Source organism: Paenibacillus sp. 01T431 (genome assembly GCF_056398625.1).
Map to the genome: position 1 here is coordinate 13,232 of NZ_JBFTPT010000009.1, position 21,836 is coordinate 35,067.

16 protein-coding genes are annotated in these 21,836 nt (G+C 47.5%); 12 read left to right on the forward strand and 4 right to left on the reverse strand.

Annotated elements, in window-relative coordinates; all coding sequences use genetic code 11:
- Positions 1-75: 75 nt before the first annotated feature.
- Positions 76-1,230, reverse strand: coding sequence for a sporulation protein YhbH (gene yhbH, locus AC1DM9_RS17370; RefSeq protein ID WP_076270296.1), 1,155 nt, complete (start codon positions 1,228-1,230; stop codon positions 76-78).
- 372 nt (positions 1,231-1,602) lie between these two features.
- Between yhbH and AC1DM9_RS17375 the strand changes: the two genes are divergently transcribed.
- From AC1DM9_RS17375 to AC1DM9_RS17405, 7 genes are all read left to right on the forward strand, one after another.
- A complete protein-coding gene (locus tag AC1DM9_RS17375; protein WP_441909124.1) occupies positions 1,603-2,964 on the forward strand; it encodes an aspartate aminotransferase family protein in 1,362 nt (453 codons plus the stop codon).
- A gap of 17 nt (positions 2,965-2,981) precedes the next feature.
- On the forward strand, positions 2,982-4,226 hold the full coding sequence (locus AC1DM9_RS17380) for a M20 family metallo-hydrolase (protein ID WP_477581256.1): 1,245 nt from the start codon (positions 2,982-2,984) through the stop codon (positions 4,224-4,226).
- A 120-nt stretch (positions 4,227-4,346) separates the two neighbouring features.
- On the forward strand, positions 4,347-5,720 hold the full coding sequence (locus tag AC1DM9_RS17385) for an NAD(P)-dependent oxidoreductase (protein ID WP_477581258.1): 1,374 nt from the start codon (positions 4,347-4,349) through the stop codon (positions 5,718-5,720).
- Entirely contained in the window at positions 5,713-7,017 is a 1,305-nt protein-coding gene (preA, locus tag AC1DM9_RS17390; RefSeq protein ID WP_477581566.1) for an NAD-dependent dihydropyrimidine dehydrogenase subunit PreA, read from the forward strand. Before AC1DM9_RS17385 ends, preA begins: the two co-directional genes overlap by 8 nt.
- Position 7,018: 1 nt before the next feature.
- Positions 7,019-8,413: a dihydropyrimidinase gene (gene hydA / locus AC1DM9_RS17395; RefSeq protein WP_477581260.1), complete on the forward strand. Its 1,395-nt coding sequence runs from the start codon at positions 7,019-7,021 to the stop codon at positions 8,411-8,413.
- A gap of 70 nt (positions 8,414-8,483) precedes the next feature.
- Complete coding sequence (locus AC1DM9_RS17400) at positions 8,484-8,711, forward strand: hypothetical protein (RefSeq protein WP_477510567.1); 228 nt, start codon at positions 8,484-8,486, stop codon at positions 8,709-8,711.
- A 101-nt stretch (positions 8,712-8,812) separates the two neighbouring features.
- Positions 8,813-10,285, forward strand: a complete 1,473-nt coding sequence (locus AC1DM9_RS17405; protein WP_477581262.1) for a CoA-acylating methylmalonate-semialdehyde dehydrogenase — start codon at positions 8,813-8,815, stop codon at positions 10,283-10,285.
- A gap of 69 nt (positions 10,286-10,354) precedes the next feature.
- On the opposite strand, the gene AC1DM9_RS17410 is transcribed toward AC1DM9_RS17405, so the two are convergent.
- A complete protein-coding gene (locus tag AC1DM9_RS17410) occupies positions 10,355-11,599 on the reverse strand; it encodes an MFS transporter (RefSeq protein WP_477510569.1) in 1,245 nt (414 codons plus the stop codon).
- A 215-nt stretch (positions 11,600-11,814) separates the two neighbouring features.
- Here AC1DM9_RS17410 and AC1DM9_RS17415 point away from each other — a divergent pair, with 215 nt between their 5' ends.
- Both AC1DM9_RS17415 and AC1DM9_RS17420 read left to right on the forward strand, forming a co-directional pair.
- The gene (locus AC1DM9_RS17415) at positions 11,815-12,990 is read left to right on the forward strand and encodes an exonuclease SbcCD subunit D (protein ID WP_477510570.1); all 1,176 of its coding nucleotides are present in this window, start codon (positions 11,815-11,817) and stop codon (positions 12,988-12,990) included.
- On the forward strand, positions 12,987-16,079 hold the full coding sequence (locus AC1DM9_RS17420; protein WP_477581264.1) for an AAA family ATPase: 3,093 nt from the start codon (positions 12,987-12,989) through the stop codon (positions 16,077-16,079). Before AC1DM9_RS17415 ends, AC1DM9_RS17420 begins: the two co-directional genes overlap by 4 nt.
- Before the next feature lie 78 nt (positions 16,080-16,157).
- On the opposite strand, the gene AC1DM9_RS17425 is transcribed toward AC1DM9_RS17420, so the two are convergent.
- A complete protein-coding gene (locus AC1DM9_RS17425) occupies positions 16,158-16,655 on the reverse strand; it encodes a hypothetical protein (protein WP_477510572.1) in 498 nt (165 codons plus the stop codon).
- A 63-nt stretch (positions 16,656-16,718) separates the two neighbouring features.
- Here AC1DM9_RS17425 and AC1DM9_RS17430 point away from each other — a divergent pair, with 63 nt between their 5' ends.
- The gene (locus AC1DM9_RS17430; protein ID WP_430063522.1) at positions 16,719-17,099 is read left to right on the forward strand and encodes a DUF423 domain-containing protein; all 381 of its coding nucleotides are present in this window, start codon (positions 16,719-16,721) and stop codon (positions 17,097-17,099) included.
- A gap of 151 nt (positions 17,100-17,250) precedes the next feature.
- The gene (locus tag AC1DM9_RS17435) at positions 17,251-19,152 is read left to right on the forward strand and encodes a putative bifunctional diguanylate cyclase/phosphodiesterase (protein WP_477581266.1); all 1,902 of its coding nucleotides are present in this window, start codon (positions 17,251-17,253) and stop codon (positions 19,150-19,152) included.
- A gap of 59 nt (positions 19,153-19,211) precedes the next feature.
- Here the strand turns inward: AC1DM9_RS17435 and AC1DM9_RS17440 are convergent, their stop codons facing one another.
- Positions 19,212-19,754, reverse strand: coding sequence for a hypothetical protein (locus AC1DM9_RS17440; protein WP_477510574.1), 543 nt, complete (start codon positions 19,752-19,754; stop codon positions 19,212-19,214).
- A 658-nt stretch (positions 19,755-20,412) separates the two neighbouring features.
- Here AC1DM9_RS17440 and AC1DM9_RS17445 point away from each other — a divergent pair.
- A complete protein-coding gene (locus AC1DM9_RS17445) occupies positions 20,413-21,807 on the forward strand; it encodes a hypothetical protein (protein ID WP_477581269.1) in 1,395 nt (464 codons plus the stop codon).
- The last annotated feature ends 29 nt before the right edge of the window (positions 21,808-21,836 follow it).

The window sequence follows — 21,836 nt, forward strand, 5'->3', positions numbered from 1 at the left end:
GATGTTTATTCAAAATGCGAAAAAGCCGTCCAGAATGGGTTGAACCCATCGGGACGGCTTTTTTCTGTGTTTTTATTACGCACCGGTCACTTGCTTGGAGAAAAAGGTTTTAAGCGCTTTGTACACTTCGCCTTTTTCCTTAATTACCGAATACATAAACTTTTTGTGGTTGATGTGTTTGTAGGCGGACATCAGAGTACTGCTTCGATTGTATTGATTGACCTCTCCGTATCCGAACATATTGCTTCTCTCCATCAGCTGACCGATTAGCTTCACACAGCGTTCGTTGTCTGAAGTTAGGTTGTCGCCATCAGAGAAGTGGAACGGGTATATATTCCAATTGGGAGTCGGATACCGGCTATCGATGATGTCGATCGCTTTCTGATAAGCGGACGAACAGATGGTGCCGCCGCTTTCCCCACGATTGAAAAATTCCTCCTCAGTAACTTCCTTTGCTTCCGTATGATGCGCGATAAACACAATTTCCACATGCTCATATTTGCGCCTTAAGAAGCGTGTCATCCAGAAGAAAAAGCTGCGCGCGCAATATTTCTCGAACGAGCCCATGCTTCCCGATGTGTCCATGAGGGCAAGAATGACCGCGTTGGATTGGGGTTTGATGACTTCATTCCATGTTTTGTAACGAAGATCGTCAGGTGAAATGCCGCCAATGCCGGATTTGCCCGCATTGGCGTTGCGGCGCAGATTTTCGATTAATGTTCGCTTCTTGTCGATATTGGACATAATGCCTTTTTTCCGAATATCGTGAAAAACGATTTCGGTAGTTTGCAGCTGATCTTTTTGCTTTTGTTCCAGATTAGGAAGCTCCAGCTCCTCAAACAGCATATCCTCCAATTGATCGATACTTATCTCGGTATCAACAACGTCTTCTCCAGGCTGATCGCCTGCATCCTGACCCTTGCCGGGCCCCTTAGCAGCTTGTGGATCGACGCCAAGCACATCCCCAACCTGAGAGTCGCCATCGCCTTGTCCGACGTGCTGCTTCTTGTTGTAGTTGTATATAAAGTGGGACTCGTCGAGACTTTTAATAGGGACCTTGATCGTTCGCCTGCCATCGGACAATACGATGCTTTCATCGGAAACCAGATCGGGAAGATTTTGCTTAATGGCTTCGTGCACCTTCTCCTGATGTCGCGCTTGATCCTCATAACCTTTGCGGTGGAGCGACCAATCTTCCCTTGAAACAATAAATAGCGGCTCTGACTCCATTTCCCTCACCTCATTCCATTATGTTAACGCTGCAGAATGAAAAAAAGCCTTACATGCTAATCGCTTATTTCTTGTCTGTTACTCAATATATTCAAGAGCAGAGCGGTTATGTGAGGGAAAATGAACAGGGATCACATGAATTTATCCCCATAAACAGCTTCTAGAAGATTAACTCCGCAGAAAAATAGGTATCTTTTCCGAGCATCCTGCCTTGCTTTACGATGTTATTTTTGAGTCATGGCAGCAATCTCAGAAACAATTTGGAAGATGCAGCGAAGAAGCCGCATACGCTAGTCTATAAGGATCGTTGATGGTCTCATCCACGGTTCATTCTATTATAGAAGCGGCAGCCGCGAAGGAGGAAAGGCAGGCATGGGCGTGAATGAGGCAGCAATGAATGAAGAAGACAAAGCAGCGCTGTTAGAGAAGGACCGGAACTATTTATGGCATCATATTTCTCCTCATAATGAGAATCCAATGGTTATCGTGTCGGGAGAAGGAAGCTGGCTAACGGATATGGACGGGAATCGCTATTTCGACGGCATGTCCGGGATGTGGTGCGTCAATGTCGGTCATGGCCGGGTCGAAATAGCTGAAGCGGCTGCGGAACAGATGAAGACAGTAGCTTATGCGACGCTCATTCAATCTCATGTTCCGGCAATTGAGCTGGCTGCGAAGCTGAATGAATGGCTCATTGGGGATTATCGATTTTTTTTCTCCAACTCAGGTTCAGATGCCAATGAAGTCGCCTTCAAAATCGGCCGCCAGTATCATCATCAACGTGGGAAAGGCTCTAAGTACAAATACATTTCACGCCACCGCGCCTATCACGGCAATTCTATGGGGGCACTTAGCGCCACAGGGCAGGCGCAGCGCAAGCTGAAATACGAGCCGCTAGGTGTGGGATTTTCCCATGTGCCTCCGCCCTATTGCTATCGTTGTCCTTTCGGGCAAACGAAAGGCTCCTGCAAAATGCAATGCGCTCAAGCCTATGAGGATGCCATCCTATGGGAGGGGGCAGATTCGGTCGCTGGCATTATCGTTGAGCCAGTTATTACCGGAGGTGGAATGATTGTGCCGCCTGATCCATATTTAGCTCGGCTGCGAAAGATCTGCGATAAGCATGATGTCCTGCTCATTGTTGATGAGGTCATTTGCGGCTTTGGCCGCTCAGGAGAGAAATTTGGGCATCAGAACTTCGGGGTAAGGCCGGATATAGTGACGATGGCGAAAGGGCTGACAAGCGCATATTCTCCATTATCTGCAACGGCAGTGTCCGCCGAAATGTATGAAAGCTTCAAAGAAAGCGGAGCAGACAATCACTTCCGTCATGTGAATACCTTCGGAGGCAATCCTGTTTCCTGCGCGGTGGCGCTAAAAAATATAGAAATTATAGAACGTGAAAATTTAGTCAGCCGTTCTGCCTATATTGGCAAAGAACTGTTTAGCCGAATCAAGCCGCTTGAATCACATCAGTACGTAGGCGAGCTTCGAATTTTCGGCTCGGCTATCGGTATCGAGCTGGTTGAGGATAAACGAACAAAGGAGCCGGCATCTGCTGCTAGAGTTGCTGCTATTATTGCGGAGTGCAAGCAAAAAGGACTGCTCATTAGCAAAAATGGCGATACAGTGCCGGGTTTTATGAATATTTTGACGCTGAGCCCGCCTTTGTCGACTACGGATGATGAGATTGTATTTATCGCCGAAACGCTGCTTCAGGTTTTCGGTGTCTGAGGGAGGCGGATAAAAGAGTGGAGAAAGAACTCAGCATTAATGCGGAGCGGCTGCACAGGCGTATTGATGAGCTCGCTCAGATTGGCAAAATCGGTGATACAGGCGTTTGCAGGTTGGCGCTGTCGACGGAGGATTTGGCAGGTGTAGAGCTTGTGCGGAGCTGGATGCTTGAAGCGGGGATGGAGGCGCGGATTGATCCGTTCGGCAATTTGATCGGCGTGCTAGTGGGAGCTGACTCGGCAGCACCGGTACTTATGCTTGGCTCCCATATTGATTCGCAGCCGTACGGCGGGCGATTCGATGGCGTGATTGGCGTACTAGGGGCAATTGAAGCCGTTCAAACGATGGTTGAAAAAGGCTTTAAACCAGCTAGAAATATTGAAGTTGTCGCTTTTTGTGATGAAGAAGGCTGCCGGTTTAACAAAGGGTTGTTTGGCGCAAGGGGAATGACCGGGAAGCTTGAGGAGGGGGAGCTTGATCGGACGGATAAAAATGGTGTGACTCGCAGGGAGGCATTGATCGCGTTTGGATGTGATCCTGCTGCATTTGAAGGTTATGTCTTTGATGAAGGGCGGATAGCTGCTTTTCTGGAGCTGCATATTGAACAAGGTCCAGTGCTGGAGTCGCTCCATGAACCGATTGGAATCGTCAGCGGCATATCCGGCCCTGTCTGGTGGACGGTAGAAATGACAGGTTTCGCAGGACATGCGGGTTCCGTGCCAATGTCTATGCGCCAGGATGCATTGGTCGGCAGCGCTAAGGTTATCATCGCACTCCATGAATTAGCTAGCGCTGAACCTGGCGCACCGACGGTAGGAACGGTTGGTTCGCTGTCGGTATTTCCGGACTCGCGCAACATTATTGCAGAGAAAGTAAGCTTCACCGTTGATTTCCGTGATATTGATCGGAGTCGCAGGAACAGGCTGGAGGAACAGCTTCTTGCGAGGATAGATGCTGTTTGTTTAGAGCATGGCTTGACGTACACGATTCGTGAGGATACGAGGAGTGATCCGCGTTACTGCGCGCCTGAGCTTAGGGAGCTAATGCAGGAGGAAGCGGCGAAAATAGGTCTTGCCCCGCCCGTTCTGATGAGCGGCCCGTTCCATGATTCGTTAACGATGTCTTATGTTTGCAACTACGGAATGATATTTGTTCGCTGCAAGGACGGGATAAGTCATAATCCGAAGGAGTATTCATCGCCGGAAGATATCGAACTCGGTGTAGAGCTTCTATACCGAACAGCGCACAGATTAAGTGACTAAAAGTGAACGATTATAGTAGACCAGTAACTCTTGCCCAGGTTATAGACCTGTAAAGCTTTCAGCGTGACTGAATACTTGAAACCTATAAAAATATTGAAGTTGAATAAGGAGGAGATGGGCATGGGCGCAATAGGAAAGGCGGTGTTTATTCCGGTCGAATCACTGCGGCGAAACTTTGCAGAAGTGAAGGCAGGCATGCGGCCAAAGGAAGCTATAGAGGAATCGAACCGCTGTTTGTACTGTTACGATGCTCCGTGCATAAAAGCGTGCCCGACGGGCATCAACATTCCTTCTTTTATCAAAAAAATTGCTTCCGGCAATATGAAGGGATCTGCTCGCGTCATTATGGATGCCAATCCCGTTGGAGCGACCTGCGCCAGAGTGTGTCCGACTGAGGAGCTGTGCGAGGGCGCATGCGTAATGAACGAATCTTCAAAGCCGATTATGATCGGCAGGCTGCAGCGCTATGCCACGGATTGGGCGATAAAAAATAATCAACAGCTGTTCGAACCTGGTCAAAGCAACGGCAAATCGGTGGCAATTATAGGCGGCGGACCAGCAGGTCTGTCTGCTGCGCGCGAGCTTGCAAGATTCGGATTCGCCGTTACGATATTCGAAGCGAAGGAACAAGCGGGCGGTCTTGATACATATGGCATCGTTTCGTTTCGTTTGCCGCAGAGCATCGCTCTGTGGGAGGTTGAACAGGTGAAGAAGCTGGGCGTTGATATTCGGACGAATACAGCAATTGGTTCTGACGTAGCCACAGATTCGCTGCTTGCGCAGTATGATGCGGTTTTACTTGCGATAGGAATGTCGAAGGTGCCTTATCTTAACATCGAGGGCGAACAATTAACCGGTGTGTATGACGCCATTGATTTTGTAGAAGCGACCAAAAGGGAGCTTACAAATGACTTTGCTGGTAAACGTGTAGCGGTAATCGGTGCGGGCAATACGGCGGTTGATGCGGCCACCTGCTCGGTGAGGCTCGGGGCTGCAAAGGTGAAGATGGTATACCGAAGGACGAGAGAGGAAATGACCGCCTACGATTTTGAATTCGAATTCGCGAAGCAAGATGGTGTGGAGTTTGAATGGTTAAGCGCTCCCAGCCGGATTATCGGAGATGCTGATGGAAATGTCGAGGCGCTTGAATGCATGAGGATGCAGCTTGAAGAGGATGAACAAGGAGGAAGAAAAAAGGTGACACCGGTAGAAGGCTCCTCTTTCCTGCTTGATGTTGATGTTGTCATTAAGGCAATTGGTCAGACACGTCACTTTCCGCTAATTGAGCAGCTGGGCTTGCATCATAAGCGAGGAATGGTGATGGTGAATACGGAAACCTATCAGACCTCTAATCCCAAAATTTACGCTGCTGGCGACGTTATTTTCGGTGAAGGTCAAGGTGATGCGATGGTGGTTGCCGCCGCGCAGCAAGGCAAGCTGGCAGCTTATTCGATTTACAAAACGCTAGTTGCAGGGAGGGAAAATGATGGCTGATCTGCGCATTCAATTAGCAGGCATAGCTTCTCCGAATCCTTTTTGGCTTGCATCAGCGCCGCCAACGAACACCGGCTATCAAGTTCAGCGAGCATTTGAAGCGGGCTGGGGCGGAGCGGTATGGAAGACGCTGGGCGATCCAATTATTAATACATCCTCGCGATTTGCAGCTATTCATTTCAATGGCCAACGAGTAGCAGGATTCAACAACATTGAGCTGATTTCGGATCGCCCGCTTGAAGTGAACTTAAAGGAAATTTACGAGACAAAGAAGCGATTTCCGGAGCATGCGCTTGTCGTTTCATTGATGGTGGAGCCTAAACGCGAGAAATGGCATGAAATTGTAAAAAAAGTAGAGGCTGTCGGTGTGGATGGATTGGAATTGAACTTCGGATGTCCCCATGGCATGGCGGAGCGGGGGATGGGCGCTGCTTCCGGACAACAGCCGGACCTGGTTGAAATGCAGACAATGTGGGTCAAGGAGGCAGCGAGGACGCCAGTCATAGTCAAGCTTACGCCCAATATTACGGACATTACCGCGACAGCGAAAGCAGCTGTTCGCGGAGGAGCGGATGCGATCTCGCTGATCAATACCATTAATTCACTAGCTGGAGTTGATATCGATACATGGAATACGATTCCGCATGTTGGCGGAAAAGGCGCGCATGGGGGCTACTGCGGGCCTGCAGTTAAGCCGATTGCGCTTAATATGGTTGCGGAATGTGCCCGAAATCCTTTAGTTGGCGTACCCATTTCCGGGATAGGCGGAATATCGAGCTGGCGGGATGCGGTTGAGTTTATTTTGATGGGATCAACTGGCGTTCAAGTATGTACAGCTGCCATGCATCATGGCTTTAGCATCGTAGAGGATATGATCGATGGTTTGAACAATTATTTGGATGAAAAGGGTTTGAAATCAGTCAATGAGCTAATAGGCAAATCGGTAGAGCGCTATTCGGATTGGGGAGATCTAGACCTTAATTACGCGGTCGTTGCACGAATTGAACAGGATACTTGCATCGTTTGCAATAAATGCCATATCGCTTGCGAGGATACTTCGCATCAGTGTATTGAGCGGCATATAGACGATACTGGCGCAGCATACCTGAAGGTTCGCGAGGAAGATTGTGTAGGCTGCAACCTTTGTTCTATTGTTTGCCCGGTTGAAGGTGCGATTGAGATGGTAGAGGTTCCCTCGACGGAGCCGGCTCTAAGCTGGAATCAACGGCAAGCGGCAATTGCGTCACTAGGAAAAAGCAATGATTCTGACGATGGCGATAAGAAGGAGGCTGTATAGGATGACGGTGAGGCTCATTAAAAATGGGGTTATTGTAACGGCAGCCGACACATATAAAGCTGATGTGCYGATTAAGGAAGGCATCATCGCCAAAATCGGTATTGACCTCGAATCGGAAGCGGATGAGATTATCGATGCAACAGGCAAATACGTATTTCCAGGCGGCATTGATCCACATACCCATCTTGATATGCCGTTTGGCGGCACGGTTACGGCGGATGATTTTGAGACAGGCACAAAAGCTGCAGCTTTCGGAGGAACTACAACGATTGTTGATTTCTGCTTGACGACGAAAGGGAAACCACTGAAGGAATCCATTGCGGCATGGCATCAAAAATCAGACAGTAAAGCCGTTATCGATTATGGCTTTCACCTCATGATTAGTGAAATAAACGATGCAGTGCTTGCCGAGCTTCCATCGATTATTCGTGAAGAGGGCATTACCTCGTTGAAGGTGTTTATGGCGTACAAAAACGTGTTTCAAGCGGATGACGGCACGTTGTTTCGGACGATGCTCGCAGCCAAGGAGCATGGAGCGATGGTAATGGTGCATGCTGAGAATGGAGATGTCATCGATTTTCTCATTCATAAAGCGTTGGAGGAAGGCAACACCGATCCTATTTATCATGCGCTTACGAGACCGTCGATTATTGAAGGAGAGGCAACTGGACGGGCAGCAAAACTAGCCGAGCTTGCTGGAGCGAGACTGTATGTTGTGCATGTGACATGCGCCGAAGCCGTCCAGCAAATCGCAGAGGCGCGCAATCAAGGCGTGGACGTGTGGGGCGAAACCTGTCCGCAATATTTGGTGCTCGATCAGTCGCAGCTGGAGAAGCCGGATTTTGAAGGGGCAAAATACGTTTGGTCGCCGCCTCTTCGTGAAGCGCATCATCAAGAGATTCTTTGGAATGCACTGAAGAGCGGCCAGCTGCAAACGCTGGGTTCGGACCACTGCTCTTTTAATTTTGACGGACAGAAGGATTTGGGGCGGGGGGATTTCAGTAAAATTCCAAATGGCGGCCCCGTTATAGAGGATCGATTCTCGCTATTTTATTCGGAGGGCGTTCATCAAGGGCGCATTACGCTTAATCAATTCGTAGACATTGTATCGACGCGCAGCGCCAAGCTGTTTGGTCTTTTTCCCCAGAAGGGGACGATTGCCGTTGGCAGTGATGCGGATATCGTCATCTTTGATCCGCTAGCAGAGCGTATTCTCTCAGCTGAAACACATCATATGAATGTCGATTATAACCCGTTTGAAGGATTGAAGGTGACAGGCTTGCCCGTTAGCGTGCTATCACGCGGTGAATTTGTCATTCAAGATTGTCAATTTGTTGGCTCTCTAGGGGCTGGACGATATGTGAAGCGGGCTCCTTACAAGGGGGATAATCGATAGCTGCTTGTCCCAACGCTGCTTCGCGACATGAGGGATAAAGGGAAGCCATAGCGCCAAAGGAGGAAGAGAAATGTCCGCCTATGAGCAATTCGTCGAGGAGAAAAACAAGATTGATGCGTATTTGAATCAGGAGTATGTCATTACTGGCGTGCGTGAAGGGCTGAGCGGCGATTGGCTGGAGCTTAAGCACCCCGGCGGTGATGAAGCTTCGCTGCTCATTGAGACGGCGGATGCTCGCAAATATTTTGTTAATGTGCTTCTTAAACAAGATGTTAGAGAACAAAAAGACGTGCAGTAAAAATTTGAGCATAGATTTCCAAAAGGAGATAGCTCCTTGAGTGCGACAAAGGATAAAAGGTTTGTTCCCAACGATAATTAACAAACATAGGAGCTGATAGGATGGCTATAGAACCTATTTCCCTACAGGATCCGCTTAAATTACGTAATTTTATAAACGGTGTTTGGGTGGAGTCTGTAAATGGACGAACAGATAAAGTGATAAATCCGGCTACAGGCGCAGTAATCGCTTATGTCCCATTATCCGTTCAAGAGGATGTTGAAGCTGCTGTGCATGCTGCGGAGCAGGCTTATCCAGCATGGAGCAAAACCCCTGTTCCACGCAGGGCGAGGGTGCTGTTTCGTTACTGGCAGCTTCTGCAGGAGCATGCGGAGGAGCTGGCGGAGATTATAACGATGGAGAACGGAAAAAGCTACAAAGAAGCGGTCGGAGAAGTGCAGCGCGGCATCGAAAATGTGGAGTTTGCGGCAGGAGCGCCGACGCATATGATGGGCGCAACGCTTGCAAACATTGCAACGGACATAGATTCGGAGCTGTTCCGGGTGCCGCTTGGTGTAGTGGGAGGCATCACGCCATTTAATTTTCCGATGATGGTACCCTGCTGGATGTTCCCGCTTGCCATCGCGCTTGGCAACACTTTTGTGCTCAAGCCATCAGAACGTACGCCGCTTACCGTTAACAAGCTTGCGGAGCTAATGCGGGAAGCGGGATTGCCGGATGGTGTACTGAATGTGGTGCATGGCGCTAACGATGTTGTAGATGTATTGACGAGCAGTCCCAGTGTTAAGGCCATTTCATTTGTCGGCTCGCAGCCTGTTGCCAAATACGTATATGAACGTGCTGCGTATAACGGCAAAAGAGTTCAAGCGCTTGCCGGCGCCAAGAACATCCATATTGTAATGCCGGACGCGCATATCGATAAAACGGTTGAGAACATCATTGCCTCATCCTTTGGCAGTGCTGGTGAGCGATGCATGGCTTGCTCTGCTGTCGTTGCAGTCGGTGATGGGAGCAGCTTTATGAAGGCGCTGCAAGCTGCAGCGGAAGCGATGATCATCGGTTCGGGAATGCGCGATGACGTCACCTTAACGCCAGTCATACGCGATGAGCATCGCAAGCGCATCGAAAAGTATATTGCGAGCGGGATTGCTGAAGGGGCTGCGCTTCTACTTGATGGCAGGCTTGCAACGGAGCGCAGCGGCGAAGGATATTTTCTTGGACCGACGATTTTTGACCAAGTGAAGCCTGAAATGACGATTGCCACGGAGGAAATATTTGGTCCAGTATTATCTGTCCTGCGCGCGGAAGATTTAAATGAGGCGCTTACTATAGTGAATAGTTCTAGATTTGGTAATTCAGCAGTCATTTATACGGAAAATGCTAAGGCGGTTCGAAAGTTCCGCGAGGAAGCGGAAGCCGGTATGCTGGGTGTTAATGTAGGCGTGCCAGCACCAATGGCTTTTTTTCCATTTTCGGGCTGGAAGGACTCTTTCTACGGAGATTTGCATGCCAATGGAAAGGATGGAGTGGAATTTTATACGAAGAAAAAAATGATAACATCGAGATATTTTTGATAAGGCTGCCTAGTATAAAAAATGCCCCCGCAGCGTGCTGAGCTTCAGCACTGGCAGGGGCATTTCTATTTACAATATTGCATTCCTATTTCTAAGCATGCGATAAAGAATGATCGAAGTGACCGAGCAGGCAAGCGCACATGCCCCGATGAATAGATAACCGCCTTGCAGACCTGCAACGAGGCTGGCATGTGAGTTTTCACTTCCGGCAAACAGCTGCTTCGTCCATTCTGTAATGGCGCCGATAGCGAGGTTGCCGATGACACTCGCTATACCCATTAAGGTTACGGTAAAGGTAATAGCGGTATCGGCGTTGTTTGGGTAACGTTTGGCAAGCAGGGCCATGACGGTTGGATAGATTGGGGCGATACCAACTCCTGCGAGTGCAAACAAAAAGGCACCTGGTTCACCGATGATAATGGCTGCAACTGAGCATAACCCAGAAAAAGCAGATAGTAAAATGAGCGATCTCGTGTAGCCAATTTTGTCAGTGACGGGACCGAGAACGAGCCTTGCGAGCATAAAGCAGAAGAAAAAGGCAGATAGCATTTTAGCCGAAGCATCGCCGCTCCAACCGTAAGCCTTCTCCAAAAAGTTAACGAGCCAACCGCCAACAGCAAGCTCCGATATTACTCCGAAAGATAGCACGACGACAATGAGCCAAGCGATCTTGTCACGAGCAAATTCCTTTAAAGTGATTCGTTCCTCGTGTTTTTGCTCATCACCGGCATATTTTGCGAAAAGTCCTGGAAGCATGGGCAAAATCGAGAGCGCGAGCATAAGCATGTACATTCCCCGCCAGCCTAGCGCAGAGCCAAATACTTGAACACCTATCAGCGAAGCAGCAATGATCGGGGCAAAGGTTGAGCTGAGCCCATAAAAAAAGTGTGCGAGGTTCATCATTGTGCCTGTGTTTTTGATGAAAATTCGAGCGGCAAGGATGGCTAGCGCGATTTCCAGCATCCCATTTCCGACATACATGAGGAAATAAGCGGATGAAAGTGAGGTGTAATTGGCTGCAAAATAGATGCAAACACCCGATACCGCCATAGAGCCAAATGTGAGCACCAAGGTGAGCTTCATTCCTGCTTTGCGGGTAAGCCACCCGGTAAAGCTGCATGCAAGCAAATAGCCAAGGGAGTTAAATGCTAACAAAATTCCGACTTGCAGCTCGTCAAGCTTCAACTCACTCTGCATTCTAGGAAGCGCAGGCCCTTTAATATTTTCAGAGAAGCCAAAGATGAGAAAACCTCCGAATACGACAGTAAGCAGCAGTATGTAGTTTTTGGATAAAGTAGATGTGAAACGAGACAATTTGGTAGTCCTCCATCGTTGTCATTATAATAGGAATAGAGTTTGATAAACGTATGCCGTGTCTAACTTTATCGTGTATTTATGTGATGTGCAATAGATAGCGGAAAGCAATTTCAGCTTTACTATGCGGCATGATGAATCGGATGTTAAAATAAATGATAGACCAATAACGTGTTAAGATAGATAGAAATGCAAGGAAGGGATGTTTGTGACGAATGAAGCTATTTCATACTGCGGACTGGCATTTGGGCAAGCTCGTTCAAGGCGTATATATGACAGAGGATCAGCGTTATGTTCTGATGCAGCTGCTGCAAGCGATCGAAATCGAACGGCCGGATGCGGTCATTATTGCTGGCGATCTCTATGATCGGGCTGTACCGCCTACGGAAGCGGTAGAATTGCTTGATGAGCTGCTCAGCCGGATCGTCATCGATTTAGGTACGCCAGTGCTTGCAATATCAGGGAATCACGACAGTCCAGACCGTATTAATTTTGGTACAAAAATGATGGAAAATCGCGGTTTATATTTGGCGGGACAGCTTCGCAAAACGCTCGGACCAGTCGTGCTAAATGATGAATTCGGCGAGGTTCACTTCCATCTTGTTCCGTTCGCAGATCCTGCGCAAGTACGCTACGTGTTTGGCGATGAATCCATAAAAACGCATGACGATGCGATGCGGGCAGTTACAGCAAACATTGCTGAGTCTATGAATCCAGAAGCTCGGCATGTGTTTGTCGGGCACGCTTTTGTTACGGCAACCGGAGAGCCGGAGCTTAATACAAGCGACTCCGAGCGGCCATTGTCTGTTGGCGGAGCTGAACATGTGAGTGCGGCTTATTTTGAGAAATTTAATTATACAGCGCTTGGACATTTGCATCAGGCCCATTTCGTTCGCAATCACAAGATAAGGTATGCGGGTTCCCCGCTTAAATATTCGATTTCTGAGGAGAACCATGCGAAGGGTTATTTCGTCATTGAGCTTAATGAAGCGGGTGAAGTGGAGATCGAGAAGCGCGAGCTGCTTCCGCTTCGCAATATGCGCCGTGTAACTGCTACTATTGAAGAGATAACAAAGCATGAAATAAACGAGGATTATGTTTTTGTTACTCTTTTGAATGATAATCCCGTATTGTTTCCAATGGAGAAGGTGCGTGCGGTTTATCCGAATGCGCTTCATGTGGAACGCAGGCCATTATCTTCAGGCAGCCATTCGAGCGATGGCAGCAGCTTGGACGCTGGAGTGGCAAAAGGACGGCGTGAGGCTGATCCAATCGAGCTGTTCGCAGCTTTTTATCAAGAAGTAAAGCAGCAGCCACTCTCGGAAGCGAAAAAACAGTTGTTTGCGAATACGTATGCAGAGCTGCTGCGTGAGGAAGGAGGTATGCTATGAGGCCAATCAAATTAACAATGACAGCTTTCGGCTCCTATCGAGACACGGAAACGATTGATTTCAGCATGCTGGAGGATCGACGCCTGTTTGTTATTTCAGGCAATACAGGCGCAGGGAAAACGTCAATTTTTGATGCGATTTGTTTTGCTATCTATGGAACGGCTAGTGGAGAGGATCGAGCTGATCCCCGTATGCTTCGCAGTCATTTTGCTGCAGAAGAAATACACACCGCGGTTCATTTCGATTTCGCTATCGGTCGGAGAAGCTACTTGGTCCTTAGGCAGATGCCTCATCGCAAGGGCGGGAACAAAAGTGAAACAGGCGGTAAATGCGAGCTGTACGAGACGACTAGCGGGGAACCCATTCCAGCTGTAGACCGTTTTATTTTGTCTGACGTGAATGCTAGGCTGGAGCAGATTATTGGCCTCACCAAGGAGCAATTCAGTCAGATTGTCATGCTTCCGCAGGGAGAGTTTCGAAAGCTGCTGACTTCCGATACGGATAATAAGGAAGAGATTTTGCGCCGAATTTTTCGGACAGAGCTGTATGAGCGTTTGGAAAATCGTTTTCAGCAAAAAAACCGTGCGCTGCAGGATCAATTGAAAGAAGCAAAAGCGACTCTTAATGCTTATATGAAGCAAGTACAAGAGGCGCTGCCAGAGCGAGAAAATAGTAAGCTTGTTGAAACCTTTGAGCAGGAAGTATATAGTGCGACGCAAGTGACGGACGCTTTGGCGCTGGAGTTCGAATTTTATATGAAGCTTGCAGGAGAAGCGGAAGAGCAAAAGGAGCTGCTTGCAGGAAGGCTTGAAGCGGCAGAAGTGCAGCTGAGGCTTGCGATGACGCTGAATAGCAAGTACGAGGAGCATGCGAGGAAGCGGACGCAGCTTGAGCAGCTGGATGGTCAGAAGCCGGAATATGGCTTGAAGGAGCAGCGACTGGCGCTTGCTGAAAAAGCAGCCCATTTGGCACCATATCAGGAGCATGCTGAACGAACCGCTGCTGATGCGAAGTTGAAGCGGGAACAATTTGCTACGAGGCAAGCGGAGCTGGAAACCGCGGAGCGCGACTTTAAGGTTGCAGTTGAGAGGTTTGCAGTAGAAGAGCAGCGCGGCGACGAACGGCGAGAAGCGGAACGTGAGCTCAGCAAATTGCAAGAGATGGCTCCAATCGTAAGAACGCTCGCTAGCCAGCAGCAAGCGATCGACAAGCTCGTACTTGCGGAGAAGGGTTGTACAACTAAGCTTGAGGCATTGGATGCAGAGCTAATAAAGCTGCGAGAAGCGAAGCTCGCTGCAAATGCACAAGTGAAGGAAACAGAGCTTGAAACGGCAGAGCTGACAGATAAGCTGGATCAGTTGCGTCTTATTGAGCAGCAGGGGAAACAATTAAAGCGAGTAGTTGACGTCGAGAAAGAAATGACGAGAATCGCTCTATTAGAGAAAGAATTCGCTCAAACTCTCAGCAAAACAAAAGACAACCACGATCTGCTTGAGGCTGCATGGCTTGAGGGGCAAGCGTCACTGCTGGCTGCCCATCTGCATGAGGGCATGCCTTGTCCTGTGTGCGGCAGTGAGGAGCATCCAGCAAAGTCGGTCATACATTCAGAGATTCCTTCTCGTGAACGGCTGCAAGAGGCAAAGTTACAATTAGCTGCAGTGGAGCGGGAATGGCTTGAAGCGCGAGCACAAGCAGCTGCAGCACAAGCAACACGCGAGGACGGTGCTAAAGAGCTGGCGGAATTTGGATTGAAAGCCGTCATGCTGGAGGAGCAACGAGCGCAGCTGCTGCAGCTTTGGCGCGGCCTTAAGGAAGAAACGGACAAGCTTCTATTGAAAGTGAAGCAGCTTCCTGAGCTCAAGCAGTTGATCGAACGTCAGGAGCAGCAGCTCGAGAAGCAACAGCTTAGTAAGGAACAACTACAGCAGGAGCAGCAGCGCTTAATCGTTGAGCGAACGTCACAGCAATCGGCGCTGCAGCAGGAGCTGGGCCGCATCCCAGAAACGCTGCGTACTCCTGAGAAGCTGACTGAAAAACTAAACGAGCAGCAGGTAGTTTATGACCGAATGTCAGCTGCTTGGAAATCTGTTCAAGAGCAGCAGCAAAAAATGACAGCGAAGCTGGCCGAACAGAAAGCATATGCCGTGCAATCCGAGCAGCAGCAGCAAGAATCCGAAAAAAACAAGCAGCTAGCAGAGCAGCGATTGCTGGATGAGCTCGTGAAAGCGGGTTTTGACACGGTTCAGCAATATCGAGAAGCAGCTTTGCCTGACTCAGCTAGAGAACAGTTGAAAAAAGAAATTGCTGCATACCAAGCAGCCGTTGCTTCACTTATGCAGCAGCTGGTTGAACTGCAAAGCGAGCTTGCAGGCAAACCTAGAGTTGATCTGTCGCAGCTTCAGGAGCAGCTTGCTGCTTTGAAGCAGCAGCAGGAGAAACTATTTGCCGCCGCACAAACGGCAATGCGGACGGGTCAAGTTGCTGAGCGGCTCGCTGTTTCAATTGGAAAGGCCAATGATTATGTGAGCGAACTAGAGGCTAAGCTAGAAGAGGTCATGGATATATTCCAGATGCTGAAAGGGGATAATGCGCTTAAGGTATCGTTCGAGCGCTATATTCTAATTGAGTTTTTGGAGCAGATTCTCTTTGCTGCCAATACGCGTTTGCATGATTTATCGAATGGGCAATTTATGCTGCAAAGAAGTGATCGCCTTGAAACTCGCGGCAAGCAAAGCGGACTAGGCCTCGATGTCTATGATGCGTATACAGGTCAGAATCGTGACGTGAAAACATTGTCTGGCGGTGAGAAGTTTAACGCCTCGTTATGTCTTGCGCTTGGAATGACGGATGTTATTCAATCCCACATGGGCGGCGTGACGATTGAAATGATGTTCATTGATGAGGGTTTTGGTTCACTGGATGAGGAATCGCTTCAGAAAGCAATTACAGCGCTTGTTGATTTGCAGAAATCGGGAAGAATGATCGGAGTTATATCACACGTTCAGGAGCTGAAGGATGCATTCCCGGCTTGCCTTGAGGTTAATAAGACGAAGGAAGGTTTTAGTCGGACGAAATTAACGGTGAGATAAGCGGCTTGAATAAGAAAAGCCTGCTTCGAGCGCTCCATTGAGGCTGAGACAGACTTTTTACAGCTGGCCGAAATTTAATTAGGCAACAGATGACGCAATAGAAGCAGAGCCTACAAAAAATAAGGCAATACCGCCTACAAATACGACAACGTTAAGTACAATGCCAATAACGCCAAACGTTTTACGACGCTTGCTGGAAACGGCACCGATAATAGCTAATATAAGACCTGCAAGGGAGAGTAGTCCTGCTCCAAAAATACAAACGATAGTAAGCATCATAGAAACAAGAACTTCTTGACCAAGCGCTTCGATTGAGGCTTGAAAGGCTGCTTTATCAGAAGGGTCTGCTATAACGATGTCTGTATTTGCGATCTGATCAGCGAATGAGAAGCCTGAGACGATTGCAATAATAAGCAATACGGCTGAGAGCAGCCCAATGATGAAGGATGTAATGCCAATTCCTGAATGTTTCTTAGGACCTTCATAGATGGTTTGGTCATTGGAGAAAACGGGTCTTGAACCGTAAGGCTCATTGCTGGAAGATGGATTAGCATTGTTATTGGTTTCATTTTCCATTTATATCAGCTCCTTTACTAATTACGGTAAAATTATACACAAATACGAGAGGATTGAAAACAAATGTTTCCAAAATATTTTGCAATCGGAGCAATAAACGCGGCTTTAGCCATTGCTTTAGGCGCATTCGGAGCACATGGATTAGAAAAACAATTGAGTGATCATTATTTAGAGGTTTTTGAAACAGGCGTTCGTTATCACATGTACAGCGCACTCGGTTTAATGCTAATTTCCTTGTTCGCCAAACAAATGGGGACGAGCAAGCTTGCTTTAAATGGCGGTCGATTAATTCTAACAGGAATGATCATTTTTAGCGGCAGTTTGTACGTATTATCGCTTACGAGCTTCAGCAAGCTTGGCATGATCACACCTATTGGCGGCGTTGCGATTATAGCTGGATGGATATGTATTATTACTGCAGCACTTAAGAAAGAAAGTAATTAGTTAGAAATAAATAATGAATTGACGACATATTACTCTGTATTACAACAAAAAAACAAGTTGCTTTAGTAAATATTTCTATACCAGAACGCGTACATCGTTTATAATAAAGCGAACACTGACTTGACTCGAAATAGAGGAAGGACGTTTGTGCGTGACGAAACGGATAGATGGTTTTCCTGATAGAAAGCGACAACTCCTCAAGCAATCATTGAATGGATCGTTGGTTATTAGCTGTTTGCTGGCAGCACTCGGGTTGGTCTGGATTATCGTATCATTTATATTAATTTCTAGCACGATGTACAAATGGACCGCTTTGGCCATCGCTGCATCGTTAATCGTAACTGCAGTAATTGTTTATATAAAGCGAAATGTGACGTTTAGCTTCCAAAATTATCATACGGCAATTGTAGAGACCTTGCTTCGTTCAGATGCCGTTCCGCTGGCGATATTGGATAAAAACGGGATTGTCATGGAGTTGAACGAGGCGTCCGGCCGTACACTTGGTTATGACCGAACCGAGCTTCTCGGTGAAACGATCTTGACATTAGTCGAACCGGGCAGCCGGCAATTGCTGCAAGAAACATTTGAGCAGGCTTTGCTTGGTGAAACGAAACAGATCAATATTAACATTACACATGGTTCAGGTTTTCCGCTCGAGCTTCAAGTTGTTTGCTCTCCTATGATACAGATGGAAGAAGTCATCGGAACGGTAGTGATAAGCCAAGATTTAAGCGATCGCAAACGAAATGTTGAACGAATTCGCTACATGGCCTATCACGACGATATGACCGGATTGCCGAATCGCACTTTGTTTCAAATGAAACTGACGGAGACGTTGACAAGGGCGAAGGAAGAAGAACGTATCGTTGGTATTTGTTATTTGGATTTGGATCGCTTTAAGCTGGTTAACGCATCCTTTGGACGCGAATTCGGTGATATTCTTCTCATGCAAGTTGCTGAAAGACTAAATCGAGATCTTGATGACAATGATTTTGCAGCGCGTATGGAAGGCGATGAATTTGCTTTATTATTTTGCAATTTACGATCGGAGAAGCATTTGCTTGAGCTGTGCAGAAATCTCCTCAAGTCGATTGAAGAGCCCTATGAGCTGAGCGGCTTCCCGTTACATATTACAGCGAGCATTGGTTTGGTTACAAACCGCAACGCGGATGATGATAGTTATTCGCTTATCAAGAAAGCAGATATGGCGCTTGTCAAAGTGAAGGAAAGCGGGAAAAATGATTGCCTGCTTTATTCGGAGGACTGGAGCAATTCGTCATTGGAGCGACTTACGCTGCAGCATGAGATGTATCGCGCGATTCAGCGCGAGGAATTTATTTTGCATTATCAACCGCAATATGATTTGAGTTCAGGTACTATGGTTGGCGTAGAAGCGCTTGTAAGATGGAATCATCCGCTTAAAGGCATGATACCGCCAGGGAACTTTATCCCGTTAGCTGAAGAGAGCGGCATGATTGTCCAAATTGGCGATTGGGTGCTGGAAGAGGCTTGCCGTCAAAACAAAGCATGGCAAGACGCTGGATTGCCATTAATGCCGGTATCCGTCAATTTATCGATTAGGCAATTTGTTCAAACGGATCTCGCAGGCAAGGTAGCGGCAGTACTTGAGAAAACAGGCCTCGATCCAAAATATTTGGATCTGGAAATCACGGAGTCGATGACGATGGATGTTAGCCATGTGTCTCGCTGTTTGCTCGACTTAACGGAATTAGGCGTTAATATTAGCGTTGATGATTTTGGCACGGGCTATAGTTCATTTCATTATTTGAAAAACTTCCCGATTGATCGGTTGAAAATTGACCGCTCCTTCGTACGTGATATTCAGCAGGACCCGAGTGATGCAGAAATCGTTGCAGCAATTATTGCAATGGCTCATAACCTGAATATTCAGGTTATCGCAGAAGGCGTGGAAACTGAAGGGCAAATGGAGTTTCTTCGCAAGCATAAATGCGATGAAATGCAAGGCTTCTTCTGGAGTCCGCCTGTATCAAGTGACAACATTGAACAAATGTTATCTCCGGGTTATGCATAAAAAAACCGTTCTATGGCTGATAAACAGTCACTGGAACGGTTTTTTTCTTCATGCGTGGATTAGTATGAGAAGTCTTCAATTTCGTTCATTCGAAACGTATACACTTGCTTCTCGTCGACATGATAAACGGTAATAATATTTTCCGACTCATCCATATTAATGATTCGGCAAGGAATGCTGAGCGTAATACCTAAGCCTTTATTAACGAGGAGCCGGATTAAGGTATTGTTTTTCATGAGTGCCCTTATTTTGTCGTAATAGCTTAAAGCTTCTAGAGCATCTGCTGCTGGTTTGTCGGCCTTTTTAGCTTCTTTTGTTTTCTCAGGAGTGGTGGTTGAAGTTCTGTTAGGTTGTACGTTGTCAGCATCTTTAGTTAAGTTAGGCGGCAAAGGGATTTCTCGGGTGGAGCTTGTATTATTCTTGCGATGTTCGATTTGCTCTCCAAGTTGGATGCCGGATAATATACGGAAATCAACAAAGTCAGAACCATTTAGCGAATGAAGCAATTGCTCAAGCGCTGCAGCGTTGTTTTTCCCTTCTACAAGCACCTCAATATTAAAAATAAAGGATGCTCGGTCTTGTGAAGAGTTATGTTTTTCCATAGGACCTCCGGACGATTCGATATAGTACTAATATACCACTAAATCGATTTTTCATGTAGTAGTGAGCAGCGATAACTCGAGTGATGCAAGAAAATGTATCCGCATTCAAATGGATAGGTACAGGATTTAGATTAAATCTGTGCTATACGGTATAAAGACCTAACTACTTATAATAAAGTTATAGCTGATCTATTTTAGCATATATTATTATTTCTTTGAAACATTAAACGGAAGTTGTGATGTAAAGATTAAATGCAAAATAAATGTAAAATTTTATAAAAAATAAAAAATGGATTGTTGGTCTCGATATATTATATGGTCTTTGTATGGGAAGGGTTAGACAGGTTAAAAGTAGTGAAAATGATAGAGTCACTTTGCCTTATTGAAGGTAGAGGTGGCTCTATTTTTAGGTATGCTCCAAATGACTATTATTTGGAAAATAAGGCTTGAGTACAATCAATAACTGAGGAAAATTCATTTACTATTAATAGAGTCTGCCGATAGAGGGGTAGAATGTTTTCTGTTTCTGGGTGAATTTTTATTTTAAATGATAAGTTTTATATAGATTTAATGATAGGGAAATTGGAATTGAAAATTTTCATCGATTCTGATTTTTAATGATATATGATTCAAGATTGTTGTACAAAGGATGGGGCTAATGGATATGAATTGTGGCAGCTCAAAACTTAACAGATCGCAATGTTCAAGTAGCAATTGTTCCTGCTCCGGCTCTTTAAGCTGCGACGGGACGCGTAAGAAGGGGATAACTGGGGCGACGGGGGCGACAGGTGAAACAGGGGCGACAGGAGCAACGGGAGTAACAGGGGCGACGGGGACGGTAGGAGCAACCGGAGCTACAGGTGCGACAGGAGCGACGGGAGTAGGAGTGACGGGTGCAACTGGTGCAACGGGCACGACAGGAGCAACGGGAGTAGGAGTGACGGGTGCAACAGGAGTAACCGGAGCTACAGGAGCGACGGGAGTGGGAGTGACAGGAGCAACTGGGGCTACCGGCGCTACAGGAGCGACGGGAGTGGGAGTAACGGGTGCAACGGGAGCAACCGGAGCTACAGGTGCGACGGGAGTAGGAGTGACGGGTGCAACTGGGGCGACAGGAGCTACGGGAGTAGGAGTGACCGGAGCAACCGGGGCAACCGGCGCTACAGGAGCTACGGGAGTGGGAGTGACCGGAGCTACTGGGGCAACCGGCGCTACAGGAGCGACAGGGGTAGGAGTGACGGGTGCAACAGGGGCAACCGGTACGACAGGAGCAACAGGAGTAGGAGTAACGGGTGCAACTGGGGCAACAGGCACGACAGGAGCGACGGGAGTAGGAGTGACCGGAGCAACCGGGGCAACCGGAGCTACAGGAGCAACGGGAGTAGGGGTGACAGGAGCAACTGGCGCTACAGGAGCGACGGGAGTGGGAGTGACAGGAGCAACCGGCGCTACAGGAGCGACGGGAGTAGGAGTGACAGGAGCAACAGGGGCAACAGGCACGACAGGAGCTACGGGTGCAACAGGAACAACCGGTACGACAGGAGCCACAGGAGCTACTGGCCCGAACTTTGCTGCTGAAGGGTTTTCGGCATATTTGTCTACTCTTACTTTATCAGCAACAGGTCAGCTTATTAACTGGTCTGTAGCGAATCCTTATTATGGAAATGCGAATTTCAATGCTACAACTGGCAATTACACGATACCGGTCACTGGTAGATATTCTATTTTAGCAACAGTAAATTATATAACCACTGCAGCTATTGGCGTAAGCCTCGGAGCTGGAGTAAACCCTTTCTTTCTAGTTCAAAGAACATCGCCTACTACAACAAGTTTGGTTACTGGATTATTACCTATTTTGAATGTTAATATTGCATTGCTTCTAACCTTAAGAGCTGTACTTGGTAATGGAACAGTAACTTTGGCAGGTGAGGTTACGCTCTCCGCTGGAGATGTTATTGGGCTTTACTACAATGCGAACGGTCTGACAATATCACTTAATATAGGCGGCGGTTCTACAAATGGTGTAGTTTGGTCTATGCACGAACTTACGTAATATTCAATCATTCATTTCGTTAATGGAGG

What these genes read in the sequence shown, in the direction of transcription:
- yhbH (WP_076270296.1), bottom strand. Translation starts at nt 1,230, where the DNA reads ATGGAGTCAGAGCCGCTATTTATTGTTTCAAGGGAAGATTGGTCGCTC.
- AC1DM9_RS17375 (WP_441909124.1), top strand. Translation starts at nt 1,603, where the DNA reads ATGGGCGTGAATGAGGCAGCAATGAATGAAGAAGACAAAGCAGCGCTG.
- AC1DM9_RS17385 (WP_477581258.1), top strand. Translation starts at nt 4,347, where the DNA reads ATGGGCGCAATAGGAAAGGCGGTGTTTATTCCGGTCGAATCACTGCGG.
- preA (WP_477581566.1), top strand. Translation starts at nt 5,713, where the DNA reads ATGGCTGATCTGCGCATTCAATTAGCAGGCATAGCTTCTCCGAATCCT.
- AC1DM9_RS17400 (WP_477510567.1), top strand. Translation starts at nt 8,484, where the DNA reads ATGTCCGCCTATGAGCAATTCGTCGAGGAGAAAAACAAGATTGATGCG.
- AC1DM9_RS17405 (WP_477581262.1), top strand. Translation starts at nt 8,813, where the DNA reads ATGGCTATAGAACCTATTTCCCTACAGGATCCGCTTAAATTACGTAAT.
- AC1DM9_RS17415 (WP_477510570.1), top strand. Translation starts at nt 11,815, where the DNA reads ATGAAGCTATTTCATACTGCGGACTGGCATTTGGGCAAGCTCGTTCAA.
- AC1DM9_RS17420 (WP_477581264.1), top strand. Translation starts at nt 12,987, where the DNA reads ATGAGGCCAATCAAATTAACAATGACAGCTTTCGGCTCCTATCGAGAC.
- AC1DM9_RS17425 (WP_477510572.1), bottom strand. Translation starts at nt 16,655, where the DNA reads ATGGAAAATGAAACCAATAACAATGCTAATCCATCTTCCAGCAATGAG.
- AC1DM9_RS17430 (WP_430063522.1), top strand. Translation starts at nt 16,719, where the DNA reads ATGTTTCCAAAATATTTTGCAATCGGAGCAATAAACGCGGCTTTAGCC.
- AC1DM9_RS17440 (WP_477510574.1), bottom strand. Translation starts at nt 19,754, where the DNA reads ATGGAAAAACATAACTCTTCACAAGACCGAGCATCCTTTATTTTTAAT.
- AC1DM9_RS17445 (WP_477581269.1), top strand. Translation starts at nt 20,413, where the DNA reads ATGGATATGAATTGTGGCAGCTCAAAACTTAACAGATCGCAATGTTCA.